This window comes from Streptomyces sp. NPDC048277 (assembly GCF_040652235.1).
In the GTDB taxonomy this organism is placed as follows: domain Bacteria; phylum Actinomycetota; class Actinomycetes; order Streptomycetales; family Streptomycetaceae; genus Streptomyces.
Window position 1 is genome coordinate 154829 of record NZ_JBEZLQ010000024.1, and the last position, 24009, is coordinate 178837.

24 protein-coding genes and 1 riboswitch are annotated in these 24009 nt (G+C 69.0%); of the genes, 12 read left to right on the forward strand and 12 right to left on the reverse strand.

Annotated elements, in window-relative coordinates; genetic code table 11:
* Window positions 1-72: 72 nt before the first annotated feature.
* From cydB to hisC, 3 genes are all read right to left on the reverse strand, one after another.
* Window positions 73-1080, reverse strand: a complete 1008-nt coding sequence (cydB, locus tag AB0D85_RS39115; protein ID WP_362331364.1) for a cytochrome d ubiquinol oxidase subunit II — start codon at window positions 1078-1080, stop codon at window positions 73-75.
* Window positions 1081-1098: 18 nt separating this feature from the next.
* Complete coding sequence (locus AB0D85_RS39120; protein ID WP_362331367.1) at window positions 1099-2607, reverse strand: cytochrome ubiquinol oxidase subunit I; 1509 nt, start codon at window positions 2605-2607, stop codon at window positions 1099-1101.
* Between the two features lie 246 nt (window positions 2608-2853).
* Entirely contained in the window at window positions 2854-3933 is a 1080-nt protein-coding gene (hisC, locus tag AB0D85_RS39125) for a histidinol-phosphate transaminase (RefSeq protein WP_362331370.1), read from the reverse strand.
* A gap of 438 nt (window positions 3934-4371) precedes the next feature.
* Between hisC and AB0D85_RS39130 the strand changes: the two genes are divergently transcribed.
* The 3 genes from AB0D85_RS39130 to AB0D85_RS39140 all read left to right on the forward strand — a co-directional run bounded on the left by AB0D85_RS39130 (window position 4372) and on the right by AB0D85_RS39140 (window position 7879).
* On the forward strand, window positions 4372-5484 hold the full coding sequence (locus tag AB0D85_RS39130; RefSeq protein ID WP_362331373.1) for a LacI family DNA-binding transcriptional regulator: 1113 nt from the start codon (window positions 4372-4374) through the stop codon (window positions 5482-5484).
* A gap of 255 nt (window positions 5485-5739) precedes the next feature.
* Window positions 5740-6828, forward strand: coding sequence for a metallophosphoesterase (locus AB0D85_RS39135; protein WP_362331376.1), 1089 nt, complete (start codon window positions 5740-5742; stop codon window positions 6826-6828).
* Window positions 6829-7009: 181 nt separating this feature from the next.
* Entirely contained in the window at window positions 7010-7879 is an 870-nt protein-coding gene (locus AB0D85_RS39140; RefSeq protein WP_362331379.1) for a hypothetical protein, read from the forward strand.
* Window positions 7880-7940: 61 nt separating this feature from the next.
* Here AB0D85_RS39140 and thiC read toward each other — a convergent pair whose 3' ends face one another.
* Window positions 7941-9761, reverse strand: a complete 1821-nt coding sequence (thiC, locus tag AB0D85_RS39145; protein WP_362331382.1) for a phosphomethylpyrimidine synthase ThiC — start codon at window positions 9759-9761, stop codon at window positions 7941-7943.
* A riboswitch (TPP riboswitch) is annotated at window positions 9754-9931 on the reverse strand. (Overlaps the previous gene by 8 nt.)
* A gap of 71 nt (window positions 9932-10002) precedes the next feature.
* Here thiC and AB0D85_RS39150 point away from each other — a divergent pair.
* Complete coding sequence (locus AB0D85_RS39150; protein ID WP_362331385.1) at window positions 10003-11562, forward strand: YibE/F family protein; 1560 nt, start codon at window positions 10003-10005, stop codon at window positions 11560-11562.
* A 123-nt stretch (window positions 11563-11685) separates the two neighbouring features.
* Here the strand turns inward: AB0D85_RS39150 and AB0D85_RS39155 are convergent, their stop codons facing one another.
* From AB0D85_RS39155 to AB0D85_RS39170, 4 genes are all read right to left on the reverse strand, one after another.
* On the reverse strand, window positions 11686-12123 hold the full coding sequence (locus AB0D85_RS39155) for an SsgA family sporulation/cell division regulator (protein ID WP_362331388.1): 438 nt from the start codon (window positions 12121-12123) through the stop codon (window positions 11686-11688).
* A gap of 100 nt (window positions 12124-12223) precedes the next feature.
* Window positions 12224-13012, reverse strand: a complete 789-nt coding sequence (locus AB0D85_RS39160; RefSeq protein WP_362331450.1) for an IclR family transcriptional regulator C-terminal domain-containing protein — start codon at window positions 13010-13012, stop codon at window positions 12224-12226.
* Between the two features lie 211 nt (window positions 13013-13223).
* Window positions 13224-13436, reverse strand: coding sequence for a DUF5326 family protein (locus AB0D85_RS39165; RefSeq protein WP_352221346.1), 213 nt, complete (start codon window positions 13434-13436; stop codon window positions 13224-13226).
* 164 nt (window positions 13437-13600) lie between these two features.
* Window positions 13601-13918, reverse strand: a complete 318-nt coding sequence (locus AB0D85_RS39170; protein ID WP_362331392.1) for a cupin domain-containing protein — start codon at window positions 13916-13918, stop codon at window positions 13601-13603.
* A 59-nt stretch (window positions 13919-13977) separates the two neighbouring features.
* Here AB0D85_RS39170 and AB0D85_RS39175 point away from each other — a divergent pair, with 59 nt between their 5' ends.
* From AB0D85_RS39175 to AB0D85_RS39195, 5 genes are all read left to right on the forward strand, one after another.
* Window positions 13978-14355, forward strand: coding sequence for a phage holin family protein (locus AB0D85_RS39175; protein ID WP_362331395.1), 378 nt, complete (start codon window positions 13978-13980; stop codon window positions 14353-14355).
* Between the two features lie 7 nt (window positions 14356-14362).
* Window positions 14363-14854: a low molecular weight protein-tyrosine-phosphatase gene (locus AB0D85_RS39180; protein ID WP_362331398.1), complete on the forward strand. Its 492-nt coding sequence runs from the start codon at window positions 14363-14365 to the stop codon at window positions 14852-14854.
* A complete protein-coding gene (locus tag AB0D85_RS39185; protein WP_362331401.1) occupies window positions 14851-15981 on the forward strand; it encodes a cystathionine gamma-lyase in 1131 nt (376 codons plus the stop codon). The genes AB0D85_RS39180 and AB0D85_RS39185 overlap by 4 nt, the downstream gene beginning before the upstream one ends.
* A 231-nt stretch (window positions 15982-16212) precedes the next feature.
* The gene (locus AB0D85_RS39190; protein ID WP_362331404.1) at window positions 16213-17118 is read left to right on the forward strand and encodes a LysR family transcriptional regulator; all 906 of its coding nucleotides are present in this window, start codon (window positions 16213-16215) and stop codon (window positions 17116-17118) included.
* An 86-nt stretch (window positions 17119-17204) separates the two neighbouring features.
* Complete coding sequence (locus tag AB0D85_RS39195) at window positions 17205-17687, forward strand: NUDIX hydrolase (protein ID WP_362331407.1); 483 nt, start codon at window positions 17205-17207, stop codon at window positions 17685-17687.
* A 4-nt stretch (window positions 17688-17691) separates the two neighbouring features.
* Here the strand turns inward: AB0D85_RS39195 and AB0D85_RS39200 are convergent, their stop codons facing one another.
* Together AB0D85_RS39200 and AB0D85_RS39205 are read right to left on the reverse strand one after the other, a co-directional pair.
* Window positions 17692-19098 (reverse strand): globin domain-containing protein, encoded by a 1407-nt coding sequence (locus tag AB0D85_RS39200; RefSeq protein WP_362331410.1) that lies wholly within the window; start codon window positions 19096-19098, stop codon window positions 17692-17694.
* 284 nt (window positions 19099-19382) lie between these two features.
* On the reverse strand, window positions 19383-20015 hold the full coding sequence (locus tag AB0D85_RS39205) for an HAD-IB family phosphatase (protein WP_362331413.1): 633 nt from the start codon (window positions 20013-20015) through the stop codon (window positions 19383-19385).
* Window positions 20016-20206: 191 nt separating this feature from the next.
* Here AB0D85_RS39205 and AB0D85_RS39210 point away from each other — a divergent pair, with 191 nt between their 5' ends.
* A complete protein-coding gene (locus tag AB0D85_RS39210) occupies window positions 20207-21082 on the forward strand; it encodes a GNAT family N-acetyltransferase (RefSeq protein ID WP_362331416.1) in 876 nt (291 codons plus the stop codon).
* A gap of 67 nt (window positions 21083-21149) precedes the next feature.
* Here AB0D85_RS39210 and AB0D85_RS39215 read toward each other — a convergent pair whose 3' ends face one another.
* Window positions 21150-21569 carry a heme-binding protein gene (locus AB0D85_RS39215; protein ID WP_362331419.1) on the reverse strand — a complete coding sequence of 140 codons (420 nt, stop codon included), beginning with the start codon at window positions 21567-21569 and terminating at the stop codon, window positions 21150-21152.
* Window positions 21570-21615: 46 nt separating this feature from the next.
* Complete coding sequence (locus AB0D85_RS39220; RefSeq protein ID WP_362331422.1) at window positions 21616-22824, reverse strand: MFS transporter; 1209 nt, start codon at window positions 22822-22824, stop codon at window positions 21616-21618.
* A gap of 141 nt (window positions 22825-22965) precedes the next feature.
* Between AB0D85_RS39220 and AB0D85_RS39225 the strand changes: the two genes are divergently transcribed.
* Window positions 22966-23424: a MarR family transcriptional regulator gene (locus tag AB0D85_RS39225; RefSeq protein WP_362331425.1), complete on the forward strand. Its 459-nt coding sequence runs from the start codon at window positions 22966-22968 to the stop codon at window positions 23422-23424.
* A gap of 9 nt (window positions 23425-23433) precedes the next feature.
* Entirely contained in the window at window positions 23434-23886 is a 453-nt protein-coding gene (locus AB0D85_RS39230; protein ID WP_362331428.1) for a GNAT family N-acetyltransferase, read from the forward strand.
* Window positions 23887-24009: the final 123 nt, after the last annotated feature.

Genomic DNA, 24009 nt, shown 5'->3' on the forward strand with positions numbered 1-24009 from the left:
TGCCCTTCGGTTCAGGGAGGGTGTTTCACGTGAAACATCATGGATCATCGTGAATCACCCTCCCCGACGGACTCAGTGCGCGGCTTCGGCCGCGATGTGCTGCGTACCGATCCGCTTGCGGAACACCCAGTACGTCCACCCCTGGTAGAGCAGCACCAGCGGCGTGGCGATGGCCGCCAGCCAGGTCATGATCTTCAGGGTGTACGGGCTCGACGAGGCGTTGGTGACCGTAAGGCTCCAGTCCCCGTTGAGCGACGACGGCATGACGTTCGGGAAGAGCGACAGGAAGAGCATCGCCACGGCGGCCACGATGGTCACACCGGACAGGGCGAACGCCCAGCCCTCACGGCCCCGCAGGTTCGCCCCGAGGGCGGCGACCAGCGCGACGACGGCCACGACCAGGGCCACCAGGCTCTTGCCGTCCCCGCTGTCGGCCTGGGTCCACAGCAGGAAGGCCAGTGCCAGTACGGCGGTGAGAAGACCGACCTTGGTCGCCAGCTTCCGTGCCCGTACCCGGATGTCCCCGACGGTCTTGAGCGCGGTGAACACCGTCCCGTGGAAGGTGAACAGGGTCAGCGTCACCAGTCCGCCGAGCAGAGCGTACGGGTTGAGCAGGTCCCAGACGGTGCCGACGTACTCGAAGTGCCGGTCGATCTTCACGCCGTGCACGATGTTCCCGAAGGCCACACCCCACAGGAACGCCGGGATCAGCGAGGTCCAGAAGATCGCGGTCTCCCAGTTGCGCTGCCAGTTCTCCTCGGGCCGCTTCGCCCGGTACTCGAAGGCGACACCCCGGACGATCAGGCAGACCAGGATGACCAGCAGGGGCAGGTAGAAGCCGGAGAAGAGCGTGGCGTACCAGTCGGGGAAGGCGGCGAAGGTCGCGCCGCCCGCGGTGAGCAGCCACACCTCGTTGCCGTCCCAGACGGGGCCGATCGTGTTGATCAGCACCCGCTTCTCCAGCCGGTCGCGGGCCAGCAGCTTGGTGAGGATGCCGACCCCGAAGTCGAAGCCCTCCAGGAAGAAGTAGCCGGTCCACAGGACGGCGATCAGGACGAACCAGACGTCGTGAAGTTCCATGACTGCGTCTCCCTCGGCCTAGTACGAGAAGGCCATCGGCTTGTCGGCGTCACGGGCCTCGCCGCCGATCTTCGTGGGCGGGTTGAGGTCGTCCTCGGTGAGCTCCGGCGGGCCGGCCTTGATGTACTTCACGAGGAGCTTCACCTCGACGACGGCGAGGATGGCGTAGAGCGCGGTGAAGGTGATCATCGAGGTGAGGACCTCGGCCTGGGAGACACCGGGGGAGACCGCGTCGCGGGTCTGCAGGACGCCGTAGACGACCCACGGCTGACGGCCCATCTCGGTGAAGATCCAGCCCCAGGAGTTGGCGATCAGCGGGAAGCCGAGGGTCCAGATCGCCACCAGCCAGTACAGCCTGCCGAGCTTGGGGCTGAGGGTCTTGTTCCTGAAGAGGACCAGGTTCGGCACCTCGTCCTCACCGACCCGAAGGTGCTGCGGCAGCATGAACTTCTTGCGGGTCAGCCAGAGTCCGAGGATGCCGATGGCGAAGGACGCCATACCGAAGCCGATCATCCAGCGGAACGCCCAGAAGGTGACCGGGATGATGGGCCGGTAGTCGCCGGCACCGTACTTCTGCTGCTCGGCCTTGTTGGTGTCGTTGATGCCGGGCACGTACGAGCCGAAGTCGTCGTCGGCGAGGAACGACAGCACGCCCGGCACGGACAGTTCGACGGTGTTGTGGCCCTTGCTCACGTCGCCGTAGGCGAAGACCGAGAACGGCGCCGACTTCTGGCCGTCCCACAGGGCCTCGGCGGCGGCCATCTTCATCGGCTGCTGCTTGAACATGACCTTGCCGAGGGTGTCACCGCTGATCGAGGTGAGCAGGCCGGCGACGACGACGGTGATCAGACCGAGCCGCAGCGAGGTCTTCATCACGGTGATGTGCTTCTTGCGGAACAGGTGGAAGGCGGCGATGCCGACCATGAACGCGCCACCGGTCAGGAAGGACGCGGACAGCGTGTGGAAGGCCTGGGCCAGCGCGGTGTTCTGGCTGAGGAGCGCCCAGAAGTCGGTGAGCTCGGCCCGCCCCCTCGCCTTGTCGATCTTGTAGCCGACGGGGTGCTGCATCCACGAGTTGGCCGCGAGGATGAAGTACGCGGACAGGACCGTGCCGATGGAGACCATCCATATACAGGCCAGGTGGATCTTCTTGGGCAGCTTGTCCCAGCCGAAGATCCACAGCCCGATGAAGGTCGACTCGAAGAAGAACGCGATCAGCGCCTCGAAGGCGAGCGGGGCACCGAAGATGTCACCGACGAACCGCGAGTAGTCCGACCAGTTCATGCCGAACTGGAACTCCTGCACGATGCCGGTGACCACCCCCATCGCGATGTTGATCAGGAAGAGCTTGCCCCAGAACTTGGTCGCCCTGAGGTACTTCTCCTTCTCCGTGCGCACCCATGCGGTCTGCAGACCGGCTGTGAGGGCGGCCAGCGAGATCGTCAGCGGGACGAACAGGAAGTGGTAGACGGTGGTGATGCCGAACTGCCAGCGCGCCAGCGTCTCCGGCGCCAGAGCCATGTCCACGTCGTCAGTCTCCTTACATCGCCGCGGTACAGCGGCACATCGCCCCTTTTGTCACGTACATCACGGAGCAAACAGGACGTGCTTGTGAATGCATTCACATTCACAAGCCATTATGACGCACTGATTGTCGGAACTCGAAGGGGGGTCGCACATGAGCCGTTCGGTCCCCTCTCGACACAGACGTACGGGGCCACTCGGCCTCGGACACCGGCCGTGCGACCCCGTACGCGTGAAGCCTCGCGGAAGCTAGAGCTCCTTGCGGAACGCCTCCGTCACCTTCAGGAAGATGTCGTTCGCCTCGGTCTCCCCGACCGTCACCCGCACGCCCTCGCCCGGGAACGGCCGGACGACCACTCCGTGCTCCTCGCAGGCGTGCGCGAAGGCCGTCGTACGCTCCCCCAGCCGCAGCCACACGAAGTTGGCCTGGGTCTCGGGCACCGTCCAGCCCTGGGCGCGCAGCGCCTCGACCACACGCTGCCGCTCGCACACCAGCGAGCCCACCCGACCGAGCAACTCGTCCTCGGCCTGCAGCGAGGCGATCGCCGCTTCCTGGGCGATCTGGCTCACACCGAAGGGCACCGCCGTCTTGCGCAGCGCCGCCGCCACCGGCTCATGGGCGATGGCGAAGCCGACGCGCAGCCCGGCGAGGCCGTACGCCTTGGAGAAGGTGCGCAGGACACAGACGTTCGGCCGCTCACGGTAGAGCTCGACACCGTCGGGCACCTCGGGGTCGCGGATGAACTCCCGGTAGGCCTCGTCCAGCACCACCAGGACGTCGCCGGGGACCCGGTCCAGGAACCGCTCCAGCTCGGCCCGCCTCACCACCGTGCCGGTCGGGTTGTTGGGGTTGCAGACGAAGATCAGACGGGTACGGTCGGTGATCGCGTCCGCCATCGCGTCCAGGTCATGCACATCGCCGGGCGTGAGCGGCACCTGGACCGAGCGGGCACCGCTGATCTGCGTGATGATCGGGTACGCCTCGAAGGACCGCCAGGCGTAGATCACCTCGTCGCCGGGTCCGCTGGTCGCCTGGACCAGCTGCTGGGCGACACCGACCGAACCGGTGCCGGTGGCCAGGTGGGAGAGCGGGACTCCGAAGCGGTCCGACAGTTCGTTCATCAGCCCGGTGCAGGCCATGTCCGGGTAGCGGTTGAAGGCGGAGGCGGCCGCGGTGACGGACTCCATCACGCCGGGCAGCGGGGGATACGGGTTCTCGTTGGAGGAGAGCTTGTACGCGACGGGGCCGTCGGCCGCCGCCGGCTTGCCCGGCTTGTAGGTGGGGATACCCTCCAGCTCGGCGCGCAGCTTGGGGCTCGTCTCGCTCACCGCAGTCCTCCTCGCGACCACCGGCGGACCGTCCGCGCCGCCGGCATCCATTACTGCTCACCTTATGAGGATTCGACTCCGTTGCGTACAGCCGCGGAGTGCCTGAGGAGCCGGGAAGCCCGACCCCATCCGTCCCACCGGCATCACGGGCATCACCGTACGAAGGCGCATTTATCGGGGGCGCGCCCTACATATATCTACGCGCCGGTGGCTCGCGCCGTAGCGCGCATCACCCGTGAAGGTGAGTTGAGACCTCTTCGAGACATCGGGCACTTGGCAGGCCCATGCGTGCGGACAAGTCACGTCTTACCATTGGATCGTTCAACTGACTTTCTTTCTAAGGTAGTTGACCCTCTTTGACCTTGCAGAAACGTGCCTGTCAACGCGTGCATATGCGTCCGCACTACCCCACCGCATGAGCCCTACTATCGGCTCGCCATGACAGCAGCAGGGAAGCACCAGGTGAGCCGCGCGGAAACCTCTCGGCGAGGCAGCCGGCCGGGCCGGGCGGGCATCAGAGACGTGGCCGCCGCCGCCGGAGTCTCCATCACGACCGTGTCCGACGCCCTGAACGGCAAGGGCAGGCTCCCGGATGCCACCCGGCGGCATGTCCGTGAGGTGGCCGACCGGCTGGGGTACCGCCCCTCGGCAGCCGCACGCACGCTCCGCACGGGCAAGTCCGGCCTGATCGGCCTGACCGTGACGACGTACGGGGATGAACCTTTCACCTTCACCGAGTTCGCGTACTTCGCCGAAATGGCGCGGGCCGCGACCTCGGCCGCACTCGCCCGCGGCTACGCCCTGGTGATCCTGCCCGCGACCTCGCGCCACGACGTGTGGTCGAACGTCGCCCTGGACGGCACGGTCGTCATCGACCCCTCCGACCAGGACCCGGTGGTCAGCGAGCTGGTCCGGCAGGGCCTGCCGGTGGTCTCCGACGGCCGCCCGGCCGGCGCCCTCCCGGTCACCGCATGGGTGGACAACGACCACGAGGCCGCCGTCCTCGGCATCCTCGACCACCTCGCCGCCGCGGGCGCCCGCCGGATCGGTCTGCTCACGGGCACGACGACGGACACCTACACCCATCTGTCCACCACGGCCTACCTGCGCTGGTGCGAACGCGTCGGCCAGGACCCGGTCTACGAGGCCTACCCGGCGCACGACCCGTGCGCGGGCGCCGTCGCCGCCGACCGGCTGCTCGCCCGCCCGGACCGCCCCGACGCCGTCTACGGCCTCTTCGACCCCAACGGCACCGATCTGCTCGCCGCCGCCCGCCGCTACGGGCTGCGCGTCCCCGACGACCTGCTGCTGGTGTGCTGCAGCGAGTCGACCGTGTACGCCAACACGGAACCGCCCATCACCACGCTCTCCCTGAAACCGCGCCGCATCGGAACGGCGGTGGTCCAGCTGCTCATCGACGCGATCGAGGGGGTCGAGTCGGACCAGCCGGTCGAGCAGGTGATACCGACCGAACTGATCGTGCGTACCTCCTCCCAGCGACGGCAGCAGCGCACCACGGTCAGCCCGCCGCGGGCGCCGGAGGAGGAGTAGCACGAACGCGCGCGGAGCCGGACGGCGCACCTGCCGATCGTCGTCGAAGGGCGGCCGGCAGGTGACCGGCGGGAGGTCTAACCCCTGCCCAACCGGGGCGAATGCCGCGCTGAACTGGAGTCCCGCCCGGATTCACCACCCCTGGGTCATCACACGGCGCGACGGGCATTCCTATGATGGGCCCACGACACCGCGGGCCGCTGCGACCAGGCAGTCCGAAGCGGTGCAGATGCGGCGCGATGGTGGAGGGGTCTGATGACTCAGGGGGCCGGTCAGGGACCCGAGACGGAGCGGACGGCGACGTTGCGCGACTTCCGGGTGCCCGCTTACGTCAACGAGACCGGTTCGTACGCCGACAGCACGCACCCCGGCGACGTCGTCCCGCCGCTCGACGAGGCGTACCCCGAGGACTATCCGGAGGGGTACACGCCCACCCAGCGCGACCTGCCGGTCATCAACCGCGGCGACACGCTCCAGCTGCCCGTGGAACCGGCCGCCGCCGCGGTCGCGCAGACCGCGGTCGGCCCCGGCCCGCTGTACGTCGTCGGCGATGTGCACGGCTACTACGACGAGCTGGTCACCGCCCTGCGGGAGCAGGGGCTGATCGACGCCGAGGGCAGCTGGTGCGCGGGCACCGCCCGGCTGTGGTTCCTCGGCGACTTCACCGACCGGGGTCCGGACGGCATCGGCGTCATCGACCTGGTGATGCGGCTGTCCGCGGAGGCGGCTGCCGCCGGCGGCTACTGCAAGGCGCTCATGGGCAACCACGAGCTGTTGCTGCTCGGCGCCAAGCGGTTCGGCGACACCCCCGTCAACTCCGGCGCGGGCACCGCCACCTTCCAGGCGGCCTGGCTGCTCAACGGCGGCCAGAAGACCGACATGGACCGGCTCCAGGACCACCACCTCCAGTGGATGGCCCGCCTCGACGCGGTCGAGGAGGTCGACGGTTATCTGCTGGTGCACTCCGACACCACCGCCTACCTCGACTACGGCGACTCGATCGAGGCGGTCAACGACACTGTCCGGGAGACCATCACCCGTAATGACGCGGACGAGGTATGGGATCTCTTCCGCAAGTTCACCAAGCGCTTCTCCTTCCGTGACGAAGGGGGTGCAGACGCCGTCCGTTCCCTTCTCGATACGTACGGCGGCACCCGGATTGTTCACGGACACAGCCCGATTCCCTATCTGCTGGGCGAAGTCGGCTCCGAGGAGGACCAGGAGGGCACCGGCCCCGTGGTCGAAGGTCCGCATGTCTACGCGGAGGGGCTCGCCATCGCCATGGACGGCGGAGTGACCATGGCCGGAAAGCTGCTGGTTAGGCAACTTCCTCTGGACAACTGAGCCTTCGGCAGGCTGTTCTATCCCCCCGGCGTCACACGCGGGCCACCCCCAATTTCCGGCAACCCCCTGTCACCGCGTGCCTTAACGGCTCTACCATCGGTTTATCCGTAGCAGGCTCCCCTCCGTTTCTGCCCGACGGCTCGCCGGCGTGCGAGCCCCAAGCCCTACGGAGCATCGGGGGATGCACATGAACAGCGTTCCGCAGCACCTGCTCAGTGAGGACCGCCAGGAATACGAGCGGATCCTCGATGAGGCGCTGCGCTCCGCCCCTTACCGTCCCGAACTGGCCGGTATAGGCCAGCGTTTGAACACCGAACAGCTGCGCACCATGGCGCTCAACGCCACCAGCCTCATCACGGCGGCCGCGGCGACCGAGTACCAGCACTATGTGAAGGTCCGCGAGGAACTGCGCAATCCCGCGCGGTCCACCCCGGCCACCGTCCAGGAGTCCGGCTCGTCGGAGCCGGGCCCGGGCGGTGCGATGGGGCTCGCCACCACCCTCGGCGAGGCCGCCGAGACCACCGGAGCGGGGGGCTTCGCCCTCGCCCTGGTCCTGGCGCCGGTGCTCGCCGGCACCGCCGCCGCGATCTTCCTGCTCGTCGGCTACGTCCTGAAGATGATCGACCCGGCCCCGGCGTTCGCCCAGACCATGCTCACCGCGGGCTGGGTGTTCGGCGCCGTGACCGCGGCCGCCATCCTCATGGCCGGCGCGGGACTGCTGCTCACCGCTCTGCGCAACAGCCCCTCGCTGGAGGCCGGAGCCTACGGCGAACCCGGCGGGGAGGTGGCCAAGGCCCGGGAGGCCTGGCGGGACGCCCTGCTGGAGCGCGGCCTCCTGCCCTTCCTGCGGGAAGCACTGGCCGCCGACCCCGGCACGGCCGGACTGCGCCGGACGACGCCGTCGAGCCCGGCGGGCCGGATGCCGCGCCTCGGCTACGGCCGTCCGGGCTTCAGCACGGACGACGGCGCCGCACCCGCCACCCGCCCGAGCTTCACGAGCCCGGACTACACCAGCCCGGACTACGGAGGCCCGGAACACCAGCCGGAATAGCCCGGCTTGCGCCCCCGGCCAGGGGGCGCAGGCCGGACACCCGCACTTTCCCGGACGGCGGTCAGTCCGCGATCGGCAGATAGACCCGGTTGCCCGCGGCCGCGAACTCCTTGGACTTCTGGAGCATCCCCTCCGCGACCGCCTCGGGCGACGCTCCGTCAGCCGCCGTACCGCCGAACCGCTCGGTGATGCTCTGGCTGATCTTCATCGAGCAGAACTTCGGTCCGCACATCGAGCAGAAGTGCGCCGTCTTGGCCGGCTCCGCCGGAAGCGTCTCGTCGTGGAACGCGCGGGCCGTGTCCGGGTCCAGGGCGAGGTTGAACTGGTCCTCCCACCGGAACTCGAAGCGGGCGTCGGACAGTGCGTCGTCCCACTCCTGTGCACCCGGGTGGCCCTTGGCGAGATCGGCCGCGTGGGCGGCGATCTTGTAGGTGATGACGCCGGTCTTGACGTCGTCCCGGTTGGGCAGGCCCAGGTGCTCCTTGGGCGTGACGTAGCAGAGCATCGCCGTGCCCCACCAGGCGATCATCGCGGCACCGATGCCGGAGGTGATGTGGTCGTACGCCGGCGCGACGTCCGTGGTCAGCGGGCCGAGCGTATAGAACGGAGCTTCATCGCAGATCTCCTGCTGAAGGTCGATGTTCTCCTTGATCTTGTGCATCGGGACATGGCCCGGGCCCTCGATCATGGTCTGAACGTTGAAACGCTTCGCGATCCGGTTGAGTTCCCCGAGCGTCCGCAGTTCCGCGAACTGGGCCTCGTCGTTGGCGTCCGCGATGGAGCCGGGGCGCAGGCCGTCGCCCAGGGAGTACGTGACGTCGTAGGCGGCGAGGATCTCGCAGAGTTCCTCGAAGTTCTCGTACAGGAACGATTCCTTGTGGTGCGCGAGGCACCAGGCCGCCATGATCGAACCGCCCCGCGAGACGATGCCGGTCTTGCGGTTGGCGGTGAGCGGGACGTACGGCAGGCGCACGCCCGCGTGGACGGTCATGTAGTCCACGCCCTGTTCGGCCTGTTCGACGACCGTGTCCTTGTAGATCTCCCAGGTCAGCTCCTCGGCCCTGCCGTCGACCTTCTCCAGCGCCTGGTAGAGCGGCACCGTGCCGATGGGGACGGGGGAGTTGCGCAGCACCCACTCTCGGGTGGTGTGGATGTTACGGCCGGTGGACAGGTCCATGACCGTGTCGGCGCCCCAGCGGGTCGCCCAGGTCATCTTCTCGACCTCCTCCTCGATGGAGGAGGTCACCGCCGAGTTGCCGATGTTGGCGTTGACCTTCACCAGGAACCGCTTGCCGATGATCATCGGCTCGATCTCCGGGTGGTTGACGTTGGCCGGCAGCACGGCCCGTCCCGCCGCGATCTCCTCGCGGACCACCTCGGGGGAGACGTTCTCGCGGACGGCCACGTACTCCATCTCCGGGGTGATCTCGCCCCGGCGGGCGTACGCGAGCTGTGTGACCGCCTCGCCGTCACGGCTGCGGCGCGGCTGGCGCGGGCGGCCCGGGAAGACCGCGTCCAGGTTGCGCAGACCGCCGCGCGGCGAGGTGTGCTTGATCCCGTCGTCCTCGGGGCGGACGGGCCGGCCCGCGTACTCGGCGGTGTCGCCACGGGCGATGATCCAGTTGTCCCGCAGCGGCGGCAGGCCCCGGCGGACGTCGGTCTCGACGAGCGGATCGGTGTACGGGCCGGAGGTGTCGTAGAGCGTGACCGACTGCCCGTTGGTGAGATGCACCTGACGGACCGGCACCCGCAGGTCGGGGCGCGAGCCCTCGACATACCCCTTGTGCCAGCCGATGGACTTCCCGACCTCCTGGGACGTTTCACCCGTGATGGGGGCTTCGTCCTGACTGAAGGCAGGCGTGCGTACGTCCTTGTTGGTCATGAGACCTACTCCCTACGCCGGCATTACCCGGTAACAGGTTCAGCGGTCGACGCAGCGGCTTCCGTCGGGCGGCGTTTCATGTGAAACATCACTCGTTCCACGTGAAACATCGCGAATACGGAGGTCAGCGCCCTCTCAGCCCGGTGCTCCGAGCTCCCGCGTGTGCAAAGGTGCCTCCACGCTAGCGTCAATTCGGGCGCGGTGAACAGAGGGCCCCTGCCGTTCTTGCGATGATCGGGCGGTGACCTCGACACAGCAGCACCCCTATCCACCCCCCGAGCCAGGGCGCGGCAACGGCGCCACGCGGGGCGGCGGACCCGGCCACGGGGGCCATGGTGCCGGTGACGGACACAACCACGGGCAGGGCCCGCAGCACGACCACGGGTCCGCCCAAGGCCACGACAGCGGCCATGTCCACAGCCGCGACAACGGCCATGCCCACGGCCATTCACCCGGCCAGGGCACCGGTCAGACCGGCTCTGCGTCCGGCGGCGGGCACGGTCACTCGCACAGCCACAGCCACGGTCCCGCCACGCCTGTCTCGAAGCACCTGCGCAAGGTCATCGCGGCGATCCTCATCCCTTTCACCGCCGCGGTCGTGGTCGGCATGGTGGTGCTGTGGCCGGGCGGCGCCCCGCCGCACGAACGCACCGGTGTCGGCTTCGACCGCCAGACGCAGCAGGCGACGGTCACCAAGGTCGTCTCGCTCAGCTGCAAGTCGGTCAACGCCTCCGGGAGCGGCTCGATCGGCGACACCTCCACCGCCCAGAGCGGTTCCTCGCAGCAGGAGGACGGCGGCACCTGCAAGAAGGCCACGGTCCGCGTCGACACCGGCAAGGACAAGGGCCGTACGTTCACCGAGATCGTGCAGCCCGACCAGTCACGGCAGTTGCACCAGGGCGAGAAGGTCGTGGCCGCCTACGAGCCCTCGGCGCCGAAGGACCTGCAGTACTCCGTCACCGACGTGAACCGGAAGTTCCCGATGGCGCTGCTGGCCGGGATCTTCGCACTCGCCGTCGTGGTGGTGGGCCGGCTGCGCGGTGTCATGGCGCTGGTCGCGCTGGCCGTGAGCTTCCTGGTGCTGACCCTGTTCATCCTGCCCGCGGTCCTGCAGGGCTCGAACCCGCTGCTGGTGGCGGTGGTCGGGTCGAGCGCCATCATGCTCATCGCCCTGTACATGTGCCACGGGCTGTCGGCCCGGACCTCGGTGGCGGTGCTCGGCACGCTGGTCTCGCTGTGCCTGATCGGCGTCCTCGGCTCGGAGTTCATCGACTGGGCCGCGCTCACCGGCAACACCGACGACAGCACCGGCCTGATCCACGGCCTGTACCCGTCGATCGACATGAGCGGTCTGCTGCTGGCCGGCGTCATCATCGGCTCGCTGGGCGTCCTGGACGACGTGACGGTGACCCAGACATCGGCCGTCTGGGAACTGCACGAGGCCAACCCGACCATGGGCTGGCGCGGGCTGTACCGGGCCGGCATCCGCATCGGCCGCGACCACATCGCCTCCGTCGTCAACACCCTCGTGCTGGCCTACGCCGGCGCCGCACTGCCGCTGCTGCTGCTCTTCTCGATCGCGCAGAGCAGCGTGTCGACCGTCGCCAACAGCGAGCTGGTGGCGGAGGAGGTCGTACGTACCCTGGTCGGCTCGATCGGCCTGGTCGCCTCGGTGCCGGTCACCACCCTGCTGGCCGCCCTGGTGGTGTCGGCCGACCGGCCCGGCAGGGAGGCGGCCGTACCCGTGGAGGCCGGAGCTGCCGCGGCGCGCGGCGGCCGGGGGCGGCGCCGGAAGCGGTGAGGAGACGATCGCGGCCCCCATGTGAGGAGAAGCGTTCCGGCACCCGCCCGAGGCCGCGCTGAAGCGTTCCTGCGCATCCTCGGGCGGCTCGGCGGAGCGGCTCGCGCCCCGCGCCGGAACGCTTCAGCCGGCGCTCTGCTCCTCGGCCAGGATGCGGTCCAGAGCCTCGTCCAGATGGGCGTCGAAGTCGGCGAGCGCACCCTCCTGGCCGAGCGGCACCAGCTTGTCCGTGCGGTCGAGGAACGCCACCAGCGGGGGCGCCGAGGACCGGAACACCGCCTGGTCGCCACCGACCTGAAGCCGGATCAGCACCTCGCCCAGCACTTCGGCGTCAGCGGGCGCGATATGCACATCGCCCTCCCCGCACGGCCTGCCCACCCCGTCGATCAGCAGCTCACGGCCGAAGGCCCAGGTGACCGGTGCGTCCCCGGGCAGATGGAAGGTGAGCCGCACGGCATACGGATCACAGGTCTCGTAGCGCAACTCCACGGGGATGCGGAAGGAGAGCTCCTCCGAGACGAGAAAGCTCATCATGACTTCAGCTTGTACGGACTCGCGCATCGCCTACCCCGTCATATGACACCGACTGGCCGGGTTTTATCCCCTTTGATGGTGGTCAAATCTTGCTGAACGTACACAGGAGATCACAAGGAGTGAGTTTTCAGATACTGATAGCGATCGCCAGCGAGCCCAGATGCCGTCCCACCTCGGCCTGCAATCGCCGGGCGGCGGGCAGCAGCCGGTCGGCCTGGTGGAGAGGGACGGAGATGGCCATCGTGGCGGCCGTCGTGCCGACGGTGATGGGGATCGCCGCGCACACCGTCCCCAGCGCGTACTCCTGACGCTCCACCACCGGTTCCATCCGCCGCGTCCGCTCCAGGCGCCGCAGCAGCACATGGTCGTCACGGACGGTGTACGGGGTGAGGGCCTGCACGGGGTAGCGGTCGAGGTGGTCGCGGCGGACCTCCTCGTCCAGTTGGGAGAGCAGACACTGGCCGATGGCGTGCGCGTGCCCGGTCTCACGGAAGTCCGCCCATTCCTCGACCGCCGGAATGGCCGGGGAGTCGGAGACGCACATGATCTCGATCTCGCCGTCCCGGTACATCGCGTAGTACACCGGCACACCGAGCGAATCCCGCCAGTGGGCGAGGGTGTCGACGACCGCGCTGCGACGTTTCTGCTGCGCTCCGCTGCTGCTCAGCCGCTCCGCCGCGTCACCGAGGAAGAACAGCCCCTTGTCACGGCGCAGATAGCCCTCGTGGACCAGGGTGCGCAGCAGGTGGTAGGCGGTGGGCAGCGCGAGGCCGGTCTCGCGGGCCAGTTGTTTGGCGGGGGCGCCGTGTTCGCGTCCGGCGACGCATTCCAGCAGGCGCATCGCGCGCTGCACGGAGCCGATGAGGGTGGCCGAGTGCGGCTGTGCGGGGTCGGCCGGGGCGGCCGGCCGCTGCACCGGGGGTGTGCCGGACCGGCGTTGGGCGGGTGGTGCGGGATGGTCCGTGGGTGCGGGGGCGGCGTCAAGCGTGGCCAAGGGTCACTCCCGGAGCGCGAGGGGGTCAGCGACTCTAACCGTCCTTCGCCGCTCCGAGTCGGCCCGTGCGGGAAACTTCCCTCCCCCGAGGGAACCGGCGATTCCTGTTACCGGACACCGATTCCCACGGCCGTCACCAGTCGCTCTTCGACGAGGAGCTCGACATGAACTTCCGCACGATGTAGATCAGTCCGCCGACCAGCGCCACGAAGATCAGCAACTTGAAGAGCAGGTAGGCCAGGAAGCCCACGATGGCTCCGATCAGGCCGCCGAACACCACCAGCGCGATGACCGGCACCGCGATCCACTTCACCCACCACGGCAGACCTGTGAAGATCTCTCGCATTGCCCTGTCCTCCGCCTTCTCGTGCGCTCCGGCACGTAGGTCTCGTGCGTCCCGCACGATGCGATGTCCTGCACTCGATGCTAGAGCCGCGAGGGGGTCGTACGGGGGCCCTGGATCCCTTGTCCTCCCCTGACCCTTCCCCTAGGGAACCCCGGGGTCCGGAGTCAGGCCTCGGGCGGAGAGAAGATGACCAGAACCCTCAGATCCTCGCTGATGTGATGGAACTTGTGGGCCACCCCGGCGGGCACGTACACCACGCTGCCCCGTGCCACCTGCGTGGTCTCCATGCCGACGGTGATCGCGGCGCGGCCGCTGACGACGAAGTAGACCTCGTCCTGGTGGTGCGGCTGCTGCGGGTCGTGCGCGCCCGCGTCAAGGGCGTAGAGGCCGACCGACATGTTCCGCTCCCGCAGGAACTGCAGGTAGGCCCCGTCGTTGGCGGCGCGTTCCGCCTCAAGTTCGTCCAGCCGGAATGCCTTCATCGCCGTTGTCGCCCTCGCCTCACTATTTGCATCCGATCTCTTCTGCCACGATCAGACACATGAAGAATTTCGTAGTCAAGACGATCGCCAACGCGGGCGCCCTGGCGGTCGCCGTGTGGCTGCTCGACAAGATCACCCTGACCGGCGACAACACGGCCAAGAAGGCCTGGACGCTGATCCTGGTCGCCCTGGTCTTCGGCCTGGTGAACTTCCTGGTCAAGCCGATCGTGAAGGTGCTGACCTTCCCGCTGTTCATTCTCACGCTCGGCCTGATCACCCTGGTGGTCAACGCGCTGATGCTGCTGCTGACGTCCTGGGTGTGCGACAAGCTGAACCTGAGCTTCCACGTGGAGGGGTTCTGGACGGCCGTCCTGGGCGGTCTGATCATCTCGATCGTGTCCTGGGCCCTGAACATGATCCTTCCCGACACGGACTGAGCATCCGATGACCTACCGCGTCTGCTTCGTCTGCACCGGCAACATCTGCCGTTCCCCGATGGCCGAGTCCGTCTTCCGTGCCCGCGTGGCCGAGGCCGGGCTCGACGACCGCGTCGAGGTCGACAGCGCCGGCACCGGCGGCTGGCACGAGGGCGACAGCGCCGACCCGCGCACCGTCCGCGTGCTCGAGGAGCACGGCTACGACGGCGACCACACCGCCCGCCAGTTCCAGGCGTCCTGGTTCGCCCGCCGTGACCTGGTGATCGCCCTCGACTCCGGCCACCTCAAGGCCCTGCGCCGCCTCGCCCCCACCGAGCAGGACGCGGCCAAGGTACGGCTGCTGCGCTCGTACGATCCCGCCGCGGGCGACGACCTCGACGTACCGGATCCGTACTACGGCGGTCTGGACGGCTTCGAGGAGTGTCTTGAGATGGTGGAGGCGGCGAGCGAGGGCCTCCTCGCCGCGGTGCGCGACGAAGTGGAGGGAACGGTGTCATGAGCGACGCGGCCATGGGCGAGGGCACCCGCGCGGTCCGCGCGGGGCTGCCCGAGCCGGTCAAGAACGAGCCGACCCTGCCCGGGCCGGTGTTCGCCGCGCACTTCCATCTGCCGGGCGAGGTGAGCGGCCCGTACGCCTACGGCCGCGAGGAGAACCCGACCTGGACCCATCTGGAGCGCGCCATCGGCGCGTTGGAGGCGCCCGGCGAGGACGTCGAGACGCTGGTGTTCGCATCCGGCGTGGCGGCCATCGCGGCGGTGCTCTTCTCCCAGCTGCGCGCCGGGGACGCGGTCGTCCTGCCCTCCGACGGCTACCAGGTGCTCCCCCTGGTCCGCGCCCAGCTGGAGGCGTACGGCATCGAGGTGCGCACCGCGCCGACCGCGGGCGACGCCCAACTGGACGTCCTGGACGGGGCGAAACTGCTGCTGATCGAGACGCCGTGCAACCCGGGGCTCGACGTGTGCGACATCCGGCGGCTCGCCGGGGCGGCACACGCGCGTGGCGCCCTCGTGGCCGTCGACAACACCCTCGCCACCCCGCTCGGCCAGCGGCCGCTGGCGCTGGGCGCCGACTTCTCCATGGCCAGCGGCACCAAGCAGCTCACCGGACACGGGGACGTGCTGCTGGGGTATGTCGCCGGGCGGAACGCGGAGGCCATGGCCGCCGTCCGCCGCTGGCGCAAGATCATCGGCGCGATCTCCGGGCCCATGGAGGCCTGGCTGGCGCACCGCTCCCTCGCCACCCTCCAGTTGCGGGTGGACCGGCAGAACGCGACCGCGCTGCTGCTCGCCCGGACGCTGCGCGAGCGGCCCGAGGTGACCGGGCTGCGTTACCCGGGGCTGCCCGAGGACCCCGCGCACAAGATCGCCTCGCAGCAGATGCGCCGCTACGGCTCGGTGATCTCGTTCGTACTGCCTTCACGCGCACGTGCCGAGCGTTTTCTGGAGGCACTGCGGCTGGTGGACGACGCGACGAGCTTCGGCGGGGTGCGTTCCACGGCCGAGCGGCGGCGCCGCTGGGGCGGGGACGACGTGCCGGAGGGCTTCATCCGGCTGTCGGTGGGGGCGGAGGATCCCGAGGATCTGGTGGCCGATGTACTCCGCGCGCTCGACGAGTCGGACCGGTGACCGGATTACGGACGTCCACGCGGGCCCTGCTACGTATAACGGACGGTCCGAGCCTCCCCCCTCGTGGCTCGGACCGCCCCCGGTTCTCGCGCGCCAAGAACCGCGCGACCAAGGCTAGTTGACTCTGCGTCAGTGTCCAATCACTGTAGCGACAGAGACCTATCGACTTATTTATAGTTGAGGACCTGCCCGAGGGCTCGGAAAAGGGCAGGGCGAAGGGGAGTGCGTGCGATGGATCTGGCCTTGCTGCGCACCTTCGTGACCGTGCACCGGGCCGGCTCCTTCACCCGCGCCGCCGCGCTGCTCGGGCTCTCGCAGCCGGCCGTGACGTCCCAGATCCGGACCCTGGAACGGCAGCTGGGCCGCCCGCTCTTCCTTCGGCAGGCCCGTGGCGTGACACCCACGACCATCGGCGACGAACTCGCCCACAAAGCCGCCCCGCATCTCGACGCCCTCGTGGAGATAGCGGAACGCGGCCTCGACGACGAATCCTCACTGCGCACCCTGCACCTCGCCGGCCCGCCCGAGTTCACCGCCGAACGCGCCCTGCCCGCCCTGACAGAGCTAGCGGGGGACGACGGCCAGGGCTTCGCGCTGCGCGCCTCGTTCGGGAACGCCGAGGAAACCCTGGAGGGCCTCTCCGCCGGACACCACGACCTGGCCATCAGTACGGCCCGGCCACGCGGCGCCCTGCTCACCGCCACCGCACTGTGCGACGAGGAGCATGTGCTGGTCGCCGCTCCGCGCTGGGCGGAGGAGATCGGCGCCGGGACAGTGCGCGACAAGGGCGCACCCGCCCTGGAGAACCTTCCTGTCGTCGAGGTCCATGAGTCGCTGCCGTTCGTCTCGCGTTACTGGGGCTCCGTGTTCGACACCCGCCCGGCCGCCTCCGGCACGGTCGTGGTGCCCGATCTGCGTGCGGTCCTCGCCTGTGCGGTCGCCGGTGCCGGTCTTGCCGTGCTGCCCCGCTATCTGTGCACGACCGCCCTGGAACGCGGCGAGGTCATGGCGCTGCACGACCCCGCGGTGCCCCCGCTGCGGACCTACTTTCTGGTCGTGCGTACCGGAACACTCGCCATGCCCCATGTGGCACGGGCACACGAGTGGCTCCACCACGCGGCCACACACTGGGGCTGAGCACGGTTGTCCGGGTTCACTCGGTGCGGTCGTACGGTGGCGTTTCGCGATGTTTCACGTGGAACCAGCTGGGCCACATTTCTCCCATGACCGTCCGACCCGTGGTCAAGCGCACCGCACGTGCCGTTCTCCTGGACGGCGATGACCTGATCCTGATCAAGCGCACCAAGCCCGGTGTCGATCCCTACTGGGTCACTCCCGGTGGCGGGGTCGAGCCGGAGGACACCACCGTCGTCGACGCCCTGCACCGCGAGGTGCACGAGGAGCTCGGCGCCAAGATCACCGATGTCGTGCCCTGCTTCGTGGACACGGTGGAGCACATCGGCGACAACGGCAGCGCGACCGGTGTGAAGGTGCAGCACTTCTTCGTCTGCCGGCTGGAGTCCATGGACCCGGCCCTGCGGCACGGCCCCGAAGTCGAGGAGCCCACGGGCGAGTACGAGATCGTACGCGTCCCCTTCACCCGTGTCGGGATCGCCTCCGTGCACCTCGTTCCGCTGTCCCTCCGGCACTATCTGGACGGCAACATCGAGGGCGTGCGGGCCATGCACGCACCCGATCTCGGGTGACGGCTCAGTCTCCTGCGACGACCAGTTCCTCGACCGAGTCGTGCCGTATGCGGTGCGCGGGGATGCCGACGTCCCGCAGTGCGTGGATCCCGTTGCGGATCATGCCGGGCGGGCCCGAGAGGTAGGCGTCGTACTCGATCCACGGGCCGTAGGCACGGATGGCGTCGGGGAGCTGAAGGTGCGCCTGCTGGTCGACGACCGCTCGCACCGCGAGCCAGGGGTGGCTCTGCTGGAGCCGGAGCAGGGTGTCGATGTCGTACAGGTCATGATCGGTGCGGGCACCGTAGAACACCTCGACCGGGCGGCGCGAGCCGCGTTCGGCAAGATCCTCGACCAGCGCCTTGATGGGGGCGATGCCGGTGCCGCCGCCGAGGCAGAGCAGCCCGTTGTTCCTCGTGTGGTCCACGGTCATCGAACCGCCGGGCGGGCCCAGTCGGATGACATCGCCGGGGCGGGCGCGGTGCACCAGCGCGTTGGAGACCCAGCCCGCCGGGACGGCCTTCACATGGAACGTGAGCAGACCGTCCGAACGGGGCGCGGAAGCGAAGGAGTAGTGCCGCCAGACCCGCGGCCACCAGGGCGTCTCCAGGCTCGTGTACTGCCCGGCGAGGAAGGGGTACGGCTGGTCCGGACGGACCGTGAGGATCGCGACGTCCGCGGTCCTGAGATCGTGCGCGACGACCTCGGCGTGCCACCAGGCCGGTGCGCGCAGCTCGTCCACCGCCGCCGCGTCGATCATCACCTGGGACATGGTCGTGTACGCCCGCACCCAGGCCGCCTCCGTCTCCGGGTCCCAGACGGCCGAGGCGTACTTGCTCAACGCGCCGATGAGGCATTCGCCGACGGCCGGGTAGTGCCCGGCATGGGTGCCGTACTTGCGATGGCCGCGGCCCAGGTTCCGCAGGTACTCGACCAGGACGGGCGTGTTGTCGATGTGCTCGGCGGCGGTGAGCAGCGCCTTCAGCAGCCGGTCCCGCTGGGTGTCCATCGCGGCCGGGAACAAGGAACGCAGTTCGGGATGGCGGACGAAGAGCAGCGCGTAGAAGTACGAGGTGACCTTGTCCGCGATCGGACCTATCTCGGCCATGGTGCCGCGGATGCGGACCGCGTCCGGGGAGGCCGCCTGCGCGCTGCGCTGAGGGGGGACACGCTGCCCGGGACCGGAGTACGGGGCCTGGGTGCCTTCCTGGAGGCGTGTCGGCTCCTCTGTCGGCCTTATTCGCTCCCGAGGCTCCGCGGGCGCGGGACGGCCGCCCTGAGGCGCCTCCTGCCAAGCGGCCGGCGGCACGACCGGTGGCTCGGCGGAGGGCTGGACCGGGGGCTGGGAGTGGGGCGTCGTGAACCAGCTGCCCCCGTCGTTGCCCGCCGACGTGGTGGTCGGAGCGTCCATGGTGTGCCTCGCCTCGAACATCTTTCGGTCGGTCTGCGTGCTTCCTCACTCGGAAGGCGCTTGCTTTCCCCCGTTGACGGCTGGCTCTTCCCGGTCCGGCCCGTGGCCAACGGCCACATTGAACCCGTGCTGCCCTCGCGTACGGACAAGTAAGGCGAGAGTGTGACAAGGGCCGCAGTCACTCCCGCCGGAACGGCTCGTCCCGAACGTGAACCGGAGTCGACCCTACCGGCCGCCGCCCCGCACACAAGTCCCCCCTGCCTCCCCCACGAATCCAGCATCGGGCGAACCATCGATTCCCTCAATTACCGGGCGGCGCACGCCAATTCATAGGCATCCCATAGATCCCGGCCCGTGTAGGAGTACGTCGCCAGACCGGCGAGATGTCCGTCCGCATTGACCGCCACAGAGACCGGAACCGCAGCGAACAAATCCCTGTCCGACATCGAATCGCCGTAGGCGACACAGTCCGCTCGACCGACCCCGAACCGCTCGCACAGACGATCCGCGATGATCACCTTCGCCGCAGCGCTGAGTATTCCGGCCGGATCCACCGGCTCGACGAACGGCACCGCCGGGAAGCGCGATCCGAAAGCCGCATGGGCTCCCCAGTCCAGCAGTCGTTCCACGAAGAAGGAGGGCGAGAGCGAGACCACCGCGCAGTAGTCTCCCGATTCCCTGATCCGGGCCCAGACGTCCCGAATACGGGCCAGCCACGGTGCACCGTCGAATGCAGCCGCCACGTGCGCCTCGGTCAGCTCGGTCCAGAGGGCGTACACCTGCGCCGCATACTCCGGCGGGTCTATCCGTCCCGCAGAAATGGCCCGCTCAAGATCCATCGCCTCGGCCTCCAGGCCGAGTTGACGGGAGATCTCCACGGGGGCGGAGGTGCCGTGCAGCAATGTGCCGTCAAGATCGAAGAGATGAAGTCTCGCCATGGACCCGAGGCTAAAGGGAAGCGATCACCGCCCCTCAAGGAGGTCTCGGGCGGCAGCCATAGGCGTTGTTTCACGTGAAACGTCCCTCGTCTTTCCAGGGGCTGCCCTCGGGGCCACGCATGGCCAAAAGCGCGTGCGTCCGGCTCCAAACAGGTGGACGCCAAGGGTGCCGGTCGGACAGCCTGACCTGCGTGCCAACTCCTTCCGTTCCTTCCGTCGCCGGACTCCCCATTCGCCGACTGACGCCACGTGATCTGACCGCCTGCGCCGACCTGTCCGAGGATCGAGGGTGGCCACGTGAGGAACACAAGTGGCGTTTGCTCCTCACGTCCGGAAAGGGATACGGCATCGACGAACCCGGCGGGGGTCTGGTCGCCGCCTGTGTCGTCACGGAGTACGGCCCGAGGGAGCGCCCGGATCTCGGCGCGATCGGCATGGTCCTGGTCGCCGAACGGCATGCCCGTCAGGGCATCGGACGCCGGCTGATGCGGCACATCGTCTCGGCGATGGGGACGACTCCCCTGGCCCTTTATGCGACGCCGTACGGGCGGCCGCTCTACGAGGAGCTGGGGTTCAAGACCACGGGGCGCTCGGAGATGCTGTCCGGGCCCTTCACGCCGGGCGGGCCCGAGCCTCGGGTGGCGACACGGGCGGCCACCGCCGATGACCTCGGTCCCATCCTCCGGCTGGACGAGGAGGTGTTCGGGACCGACCGCACACCCCTCATCACTAGGCTGCCCGCGTTCTCGGACCAGCTGCGGGTGGCCGTGGACGACGGCCGGATCGTCGGGTACGCGGCCGCCTGGCCGAACATGGACACCCATGTCGTCGGTCCGCTGATCGCCCGCGACACGGAGACGGCCAAGTCCCTCATCACCTCGCTCGCCGCCCACACCGACCGCCCGCTCCGAACCGACATCGACGTCCGGCACGAGGAACTGCTGGCATGGGTGAGGGAACGCGGGCTGGCCTCCGTCGCCATGAACTCGGTCATGACGTACGGCATCACGGATCTGCCGGGGGACTGGACACGGCGGTTCGCGCCGCTGACGGTGGCGGCGGGCTGAGGATCCACCGGTAGGGCGAACGCCGGCTCCCTGGAGGAGCCGGCGTTCCGTGTGGGGCGGGGTGCTGTCAGACGAGTGCCTGCACGGCGCCGGTGGCGAAGCCGTGGTCCTGGTCGGGCGCGCCGCCGCCGACGCCGATCGCCCCGATCAGCCGGCCGTCGCGGTGGACGGGGACACCACCCGCGATGAAGAGCAGCGGCCGGTCGAGCGCCGTGGGCAGGGTGTGGAAGAGACCACCCGGCTGGACGGCGTCGACGAGGTCGGCGGTGGGGGCGTTCAGCTGGAGCGCCGTGTAGGCCTTGCGGGTGCTGGTCTCGCCGGAGATCAGCACGGCGCGGTCGTCCCGCCGGAAGGCGAGCAGATGGCCTCCCGCGTCGAGGACGGTGACGCTGACGGTGACCCCGGCGGCCTCGGCGGCGTTCCGGGCCTCGGTGATCAGGAGTTCGGCGTCCTGGACGGTGAGCGGGGCGACGGTGGTGGTGCTCATGGTTCTCCTTGGATGGTGCTGACGTGCGGGGAGGGGCGCAGGCGGCTCAGTGGTGGACCGACGCCCGCTGCCCGGCGGGCGTGCCGCCTGCGACCACGGCGCTCGGGGCGCTGTCACGGCGCTCCAGCGCGGCCGACAGAACGGCGAGGGCGAGGGCGGCCGCGGCGAGGGCGGCGCCGACCCAGTTGGGGGAGGTGTAGCCGAAGCCGGCGGCGATCACGATGCCGCCCAGCCAGGCGGAGAGCGCGTTGCCGAGGTTGAAGGCGCCGATGTTCACGGCCGAGGCCAGGGTGGGGGCATCGTGCGCCTGGTCGAGGACGCGCTTCTGGAGCGGCGGAACGGTGGCGAAGCCCAGGGCGCCGATCAGGGCGACGGTCACGGCGGCCGCGATCTTGTTGTGCGCGGTGAACGTGAAGAGGGCGAGGACGACGGCCAGGGCGCTCAGCGACACGTACAGCATGGGCATCAGGGCGCGGTCGGCGAACCTGCCGCCGACCAGGTTGCCACCGACCATGCCGAGGCCGAAGAGGACCAGCAGCCAGGTGACGGAGCCGTCGGCGAAGCCGGCGACGTGGGTCATCATCGGCGCGATGTAGGTGATGGCGGCGAATACCCCGCCGAAGCCGAGGACGGTCATCGCCATGGCGAGCAGGACCTGGGTGTTCTTGAAGGCGGCCAGCTCGTGCCGCAGCTGCACGCCTTCCGGCTTGGGCAGCTCGGGGACCAGCTTGGCGATCCCGGCCAGGCCGACGACGCCCAGGGCGGCGACGACCGCGAAGGTGACACGCCAGCCGACGTGCTGGCCCACCAGGGTGCCGAGCGGTACGCCGACGACGTTGGCGACGGTGAGGCCGGTGAACATCATCGCGATGGCTCCGGCCTTCTTGCTCGGGGCGACCAGCTCGGCCGCCACGACCGAGCCGATGCCGAAGAAGGCGCCGTGGGCGAGGGAGGCGACCACACGGCCGATCAGCATGACGGCGAAGGTGGGGGCCACGGCGGACAGCAGGTTGCCGGCGATGAAGAGACCCATCAGGAGCATCAGCATCCGCTTGCGCGGGACCTTGGTACCCAGGACGGTCATCAGCGGGGCGCCGATGACCACGCCGAGTGCGTAGCCGGTCACGAGCAGGCCGGCGGTGGGGATGGAGACCCCGAAGTCACCCGCGACCTCGGGCAGCAATCCCATGATCACGAACTCGGTCGTTCCGATTCCGAAGGCCCCGATCGCGAGGGCCAGAAGCGCGAGAGGCATGGAGGACAACCTTCCCAGACGATTGCAAGTGCGCTTAGCGTGCGCCCACAATAGTTGCAGACGCGGGCTATATGCAAGCGAGGGATATTGCGAACCTGCTCTATCCTGGACTCAGCCGCTCCGGGACCGAGGAGAACGCCAATGACAGCGACGGACCCCGCACTCACCGCCCTCGCCCAGGGCTGGTGCGCCCTCTCCCTGCTGCACGGGAGGATCGAGGCGCACATCGAGCGCGCCCTGCAGGCGAAGCACGACCTGAGCGTGCGCGAATACTCCCTGCTCGACGTCCTCAGCCGGCAGCACGACGACGAAGGGGGTCATCTGCAGATGAAGCAGGTAGCCGACGCGGTCGTCCTCAGCCAGAGCGCCACCACCCGGCTGGTGACACGCCTCGAGGACCGGGGCCTCCTGGAGCGCTACCTCTGCCCGACCGACCGGCGCGGCATCTACACGAACGTCACCGAGGCGGGGCTGCGGCTGCTCGAAGAGGCACGCCCGACCAATGACTCCGCACTGCGCGAGGCGCTCGACGAGGCGGCCAGGAACCCGGAGCTCGCTCCCCTGGTCCGGGTCGTGGAGTCGCTGAACGTGCCCGCATAGGCTGCGAGCATGGGAGATCTTGAGATACGCGCCGCGGTCGCCGACGACATCCGGGCCATCGTCGACATGCTCGCCGACGACCCGCTGGGCGCCCAACGCGAGTCACCGGACGACCTCACGCCCTATCTGAGCGCCCTGGAGCGGCTCAGCGCCGACCCCAACCAGCAGCTGGTCGTCGCCGTGCGCGAGGGCCGAGTCGTCGGCACGCTCCAACTCACGATCATCCCCGGCCTGTCGAGGCGCGGCGCCACCCGCTCGATCATCGAAGCCGTGCGCATCCACGCCGACGAGCGCGGCGGAGGGCTGGGCACCCGGTTCATCGAGTGGGCGATCGACGAATCCCGCCGTCAGGGCTGCCAGTTGGTGCAGCTGACGTCGGACAAGTCACGCACCGACGCCCACCGCTTCTATGAGCGACTCGGCTTCACTGCCTCACATGTGGGCTTCAAGCTGGAGATCTGAACAGTGCGGGGGTGGTGGTGTTTCACGTGAAACACCACCACCCCCCCCCAACCCCGCCCGGACCCGAACACCCCCCACCCCCCACCGTCCCACCCCCCCCCGCCAGGCACCCACGATTGATAA

What these genes read in the sequence shown, in the direction of transcription:
- AB0D85_RS39200 (WP_362331410.1), bottom strand. Translation starts at nt 19,098, where the DNA reads ATGTTCGAGGCGAGGCACACCATGGACGCTCCGACCACCACGTCGGCG.
- AB0D85_RS39155 (WP_362331388.1), bottom strand. Translation starts at nt 12,123, where the DNA reads ATGCGCGAGTCCGTACAAGCTGAAGTCATGATGAGCTTTCTCGTCTCG.
- AB0D85_RS39170 (WP_362331392.1), bottom strand. Translation starts at nt 13,918, where the DNA reads ATGAAGGCATTCCGGCTGGACGAACTTGAGGCGGAACGCGCCGCCAAC.
- thiC (WP_362331382.1), bottom strand. Translation starts at nt 9,761, where the DNA reads ATGACCAACAAGGACGTACGCACGCCTGCCTTCAGTCAGGACGAAGCC.
- AB0D85_RS39180 (WP_362331398.1), top strand. Translation starts at nt 14,363, where the DNA reads ATGACCTACCGCGTCTGCTTCGTCTGCACCGGCAACATCTGCCGTTCC.
- AB0D85_RS39190 (WP_362331404.1), top strand. Translation starts at nt 16,213, where the DNA reads ATGGATCTGGCCTTGCTGCGCACCTTCGTGACCGTGCACCGGGCCGGC.
- AB0D85_RS39130 (WP_362331373.1), top strand. Translation starts at nt 4,372, where the DNA reads ATGACAGCAGCAGGGAAGCACCAGGTGAGCCGCGCGGAAACCTCTCGG.
- AB0D85_RS39225 (WP_362331425.1), top strand. Translation starts at nt 22,966, where the DNA reads ATGACAGCGACGGACCCCGCACTCACCGCCCTCGCCCAGGGCTGGTGC.
- AB0D85_RS39165 (WP_352221346.1), bottom strand. Translation starts at nt 13,436, where the DNA reads ATGCGAGAGATCTTCACAGGTCTGCCGTGGTGGGTGAAGTGGATCGCG.
- AB0D85_RS39205 (WP_362331413.1), bottom strand. Translation starts at nt 20,015, where the DNA reads ATGGCGAGACTTCATCTCTTCGATCTTGACGGCACATTGCTGCACGGC.
- AB0D85_RS39140 (WP_362331379.1), top strand. Translation starts at nt 7,010, where the DNA reads ATGCACATGAACAGCGTTCCGCAGCACCTGCTCAGTGAGGACCGCCAG.
- AB0D85_RS39230 (WP_362331428.1), top strand. Translation starts at nt 23,434, where the DNA reads ATGGGAGATCTTGAGATACGCGCCGCGGTCGCCGACGACATCCGGGCC.
- AB0D85_RS39135 (WP_362331376.1), top strand. Translation starts at nt 5,740, where the DNA reads ATGACTCAGGGGGCCGGTCAGGGACCCGAGACGGAGCGGACGGCGACG.
- AB0D85_RS39215 (WP_362331419.1), bottom strand. Translation starts at nt 21,569, where the DNA reads ATGAGCACCACCACCGTCGCCCCGCTCACCGTCCAGGACGCCGAACTC.
- AB0D85_RS39175 (WP_362331395.1), top strand. Translation starts at nt 13,978, where the DNA reads ATGAAGAATTTCGTAGTCAAGACGATCGCCAACGCGGGCGCCCTGGCG.
- AB0D85_RS39195 (WP_362331407.1), top strand. Translation starts at nt 17,205, where the DNA reads ATGACCGTCCGACCCGTGGTCAAGCGCACCGCACGTGCCGTTCTCCTG.
- cydB (WP_362331364.1), bottom strand. Translation starts at nt 1,080, where the DNA reads ATGGAACTTCACGACGTCTGGTTCGTCCTGATCGCCGTCCTGTGGACC.
- AB0D85_RS39220 (WP_362331422.1), bottom strand. Translation starts at nt 22,824, where the DNA reads ATGCCTCTCGCGCTTCTGGCCCTCGCGATCGGGGCCTTCGGAATCGGA.
- AB0D85_RS39185 (WP_362331401.1), top strand. Translation starts at nt 14,851, where the DNA reads ATGAGCGACGCGGCCATGGGCGAGGGCACCCGCGCGGTCCGCGCGGGG.